4 protein-coding genes are annotated in these 3,584 nt (G+C 69.1%); 1 reads left to right on the forward strand and 3 read right to left on the reverse strand.

The window, feature by feature from the left end:
* Positions 1-8: 8 nt before the first annotated feature.
* Both mlaD and GJV64_RS12595 read right to left on the reverse strand, forming a co-directional pair.
* Positions 9-521, reverse strand: coding sequence for an outer membrane lipid asymmetry maintenance protein MlaD (gene mlaD / locus GJV64_RS12590; protein WP_164157622.1), 513 nt, complete (start codon positions 519-521; stop codon positions 9-11).
* A gap of 4 nt (positions 522-525) precedes the next feature.
* Complete coding sequence (locus tag GJV64_RS12595; protein WP_164157624.1) at positions 526-927, reverse strand: NADH:ubiquinone oxidoreductase subunit NDUFA12; 402 nt, start codon at positions 925-927, stop codon at positions 526-528.
* 130 nt (positions 928-1,057) lie between these two features.
* Here GJV64_RS12595 and GJV64_RS12600 point away from each other — a divergent pair, with 130 nt between their 5' ends.
* Positions 1,058-2,290 carry a TCR/Tet family MFS transporter gene (locus GJV64_RS12600; protein ID WP_235927739.1) on the forward strand — a complete coding sequence of 411 codons (1,233 nt, stop codon included), beginning with the start codon at positions 1,058-1,060 and terminating at the stop codon, positions 2,288-2,290.
* Between the two features lie 2 nt (positions 2,291-2,292).
* Here GJV64_RS12600 and GJV64_RS12605 read toward each other — a convergent pair whose 3' ends face one another.
* Positions 2,293-3,429, reverse strand: coding sequence for a pyridoxal phosphate-dependent aminotransferase (locus GJV64_RS12605; protein WP_164157626.1), 1,137 nt, complete (start codon positions 3,427-3,429; stop codon positions 2,293-2,295).
* Positions 3,430-3,584 lie beyond the last annotated feature (155 nt).

The raw sequence follows: 3,584 nt of genomic DNA on the forward strand, positions 1-3,584 counted from the left end.
CGGCGGCCTCAGCGCGGCGCGGCATTGCCGGTTTCGGCTGCCGCCGCCGGAGCCGCGGGCGCGTCGCCGCCAGAGCGGTTCACCACGCTGCCGATCAGCCCCAACAGGTCGGGCGCGCCCGAGGTTTCGATGATCTCGCCGCCATCCTTCAGCATGTCGGCCTCGGCGCCCGGGGTCAGTGCGATATAGTTGCCGCCCAACAGGCCTTCGGACGTGATCGCCGCCGAGCTGTCGACCGGCAGCTTCAGCCCCGGGTCGACCGACAGGTTCAACACCGCCTGGTAGCTGCCGGGGTCGAGGGAAACAGCGGTGACGCGGCCCACCTTCACGCCGGCCAGCCGGACATCGGTGCCCAGCGTGACGCCAGCGATGTTGGGAAAGCGCGCGACAAGGCTGGTGCCGCCCTGGCCCTCGCCGGCGCCGGTGCGCGCCCAGGCAAAGGCCACGAAGCCCACTGCCGCCGCCACCACGGCAAGGCCGATGGCGGCTTCGGCCAGATTGTCCCTGATGCTGTCAGTCATATGGTCAATCGCCGGCTGGCGTGTCGGGCAACCAGGCCTCGTAATCGCCGGTGGCGGCCGCGCGCTGCCCGCCAGCCAAAAGCGCGCCGGCTGGGCGGTGGGCCAACGCCGTGCCGGTGGCGTTTGGGGTCCACGGCCGTTCCCAGACACGCGTCGTGAGCGGCCGCGCCGACGGCGGTTCGTCCGTGCTGCGGTGCATCCACAAATGCCATTCCGGCGGGATGCGCGTGGCTTCGGGCTCGCCATTGTAGATCACCCAGCGCCGTTCGGCGGCGCCCCGGCCAGACCGGTAATAGATGTTGCCGGCGCCATCGCGGCCCACTTCCTCGCCATGGCGGGCGGTGAACAGCCGCGTGCCGAGGCCGGGGCCGTTCCACCAGGTGAAGATCGTCTTGAGCAGTGACACGGGCACGCGTCTCCTTGGACTCCACCCAAAACACATTTTGCCGCACCCGCGCAACCCCGGCCACGTGAGCATAGGCGCGGCCGGCAAAAGCCGCTAACCAGCCCGCCATGATGCGGGGCAAGCGACAGGGATGGGAGCAGGGACCGGCGTGAACCGCGCGCTGGCCTTCATCTTCGTGACGGTGCTGATCGATGCCATCGGCTTCGGCATCGTCATCCCGGTGTTCCCGCAGCTGATCGTCAAGCTGTCGGGCCGAACGCTAGCCCACGCCGCCGAGATCTCGGGCTGGATCGCCTTCCTCTATGCCGGCATCCAGTTCCTGATGGGACCGGTGATCGGTGGGCTTTCGGATCGGTTCGGCCGCCGCCCGGTGCTGCTGGCCAGCATGCTGGCCTTCAGCCTTGATTATCTGGTGATGGCCTTTGCCCCCACCCTGGCCTGGCTGGTGGCAGCGCGCGCCGTGGCCGGCATCACCGGGGCGACCTTTCCCACCGCCTATGCCTATATCGCGGATGTGACCCCGGCCGATAAGCGCGGCGCCAATTTCGGCATCATCGGCATGGCCTTCGGCTTCGGCTTCATTATCGGCCCGGCGCTGGGTGGCCTGGTGGCGCGCTTCGGGGACGAGGTGCCGTTCCTGCTGTCGGCGGGGCTCGCCATGGCCAATTTCCTCTATGGCCTCATCGTGCTGCCCGAATCGCTGCCGCCGGCGCAGCGGCGGCCGTTCCAATGGCGCCGGGCCAATCCGGTGGGCGCGCTCATGCGGTTGCGATCGGCGCACCCGGTGGTGCTGATGCTGGGCGCCACGGTGTTCGTGTGGACCCTGTCCTACCAGTCGCTCTATTCGATCTGGTCCTATCACGGCCAGCTGCGCTATGGCTGGAGCGCTGAACAGGTGGGCTGGAGCCTCGCCGCGGTGGGCCTGTCCGGCGCCTTCATACAGGGTGTCGTTGGCCGCCGGCTGATCCCGCGCTTCGGCCAGCGCCGCATCATCCAGTTCGGCCTCTTATCGGCGGTCGCCGGCTATTCCACCTATGCAATGGCCGATGTCGGCTGGATGGTCTATCTCGGCATCACCGTCTCGGCGCTGCAGGGCCTGGTGTTTCCCTGCCTGCAGGGCCTGATGTCGGCCGAGATGCCGCCATCCGAACAAGGCGAACTGCAGGGCGCAGTGGCCTCGCTTCAGAGCCTCTCGGCGATCATCGGCCCGCCGTTGATGACCACGGTGTTCGCTCGCTTCTCTGCCCCTGAGGCGCCCGTCTATCAGCCCGGCGCACCGTTCCTCGTCTCGCTGTTCTTCGTCGGCGTCACCAGCTTGCTATTCTTCCGGGCCATGGCCAACCGCCGGGTGGTCGCGGCCTAGGTTCAGGCACGCGACTGGAACCAGGGCGTGATGCGGTCCAGCGCGGCTTCGATCAGCGGCGTGTCGACGGCGAAGCTGAAGCGCAGGAAGTGGCGGCCGTCGACCGGATCGAAATCGATGCCCGGCGCGGTGGCGACACCAGTGTCGCGCAGCAGCGCTTCGGCCAGCCCCATGGCATCGTCGGTGAGATGGCCGACATCGGCCCAGATGTAGAAGGCGCCATCCGGCGGCGCGATCCGGGCCAGCCCCAGGGCCGGCAGCGCATCGAGCATCAACTGCCGGTTGGCGGCATAGCGGGCGACATGGGTTTCCAGCTCGGCGGTGCAGTCCATCGCCACCAGCCCGGCATGCTGGGACAGGGTGGGCGCGGTGAGGAACAAATTGCCCATCCGCGCGCGGGCCGCGTCCAACAGGTCATCGGGTGCCACCAGCCAGCCCAGCCGCCAGCCCACCATGCTGAAATATTTGGAAAAGCTGTTCACCACCAGGGCATCGGGCGCGTGTTCGAGGGCGCTTGCCACAGGGCCGGTATAGCTGAGGCCATGGTAGATCTCGTCCGAGATGATGCGGATGCCGCGGCCGGTGCAGACGGCGGCGATGGCGGCCATCTCATCAGCCGGGATCACCGTTCCGGTGGGGTTGGCCGGGCTGGCGATGATGACGCCGGCCGGCGCCGGATCGAGCGCTGCAAGCTGCGCCGCGGTGAGCTGGAAGCGGGTGTCCGGCCCGCAGGCGATTTCCACCGGCACCATGCCCAGCGCCCGCACATTGTTGCGATAGGCGACATAGCCAGGCCGGGCCATGGCGATGCGGTCGCCGGGCCGGAAGGCGGCGCTCAGCGCCAGCACCAGCGCCGGCGAGGCGCCGCAGGTGAGGATGATGCGCTCCGCCGCCACCGCCAGGCCATGCCGATCGGCATAGAGCTGCGCGATGCGGGCCTTGAGCGGTTCCGATTCCCAATAGCTGCCTGGGTCGCTGGCCAGCACGTCGGCGGCGCGGGCGATGGCGGCGGCCGGCGCCCCGGTGGAGGGCTGGCCAAACTCCATGTGGATGATGTGCTGGCCATCGGCCTCCAGCCGCCGGGCCAGGCGCGACAGGGCAATGGCATGGAAGGGTTCGACGGGATCGGGGCGCTGCATTCGCGCGGCGATAGCGGCTTTTGCCGCGCGTTGCACCCCGGCGGTGCGGCTGGCATGAGACGGGCGTGATCCGCCGCCGCACCCTTCTTGGCCTGCCGCTGCTGTGGCCCCTCATGCCGGCTGCGGCTTTGGCTGCGCCGCCGCCCGTGGCCGTG

Origin of the sequence: Sandarakinorhabdus rubra, assembly GCF_010994245.1 — a bacterium.
In the GTDB taxonomy this organism is placed as follows: Bacteria; Pseudomonadota; Alphaproteobacteria; order Sphingomonadales; family Sphingomonadaceae; genus Sandarakinorhabdus; species Sandarakinorhabdus rubra.

Excerpts from the sequence above, each read along its gene's own strand:
- mlaD (WP_164157622.1), bottom strand. The coding sequence starts at position 521 with ATGACTGACAGCATCAGGGACAATCTGGCCGAAGCCGCCATCGGCCTT.
- GJV64_RS12600 (WP_235927739.1), top strand. The coding sequence starts at position 1,058 with ATGGGAGCAGGGACCGGCGTGAACCGCGCGCTGGCCTTCATCTTCGTG.
- GJV64_RS12605 (WP_164157626.1), bottom strand. The coding sequence starts at position 3,429 with ATGCAGCGCCCCGATCCCGTCGAACCCTTCCATGCCATTGCCCTGTCG.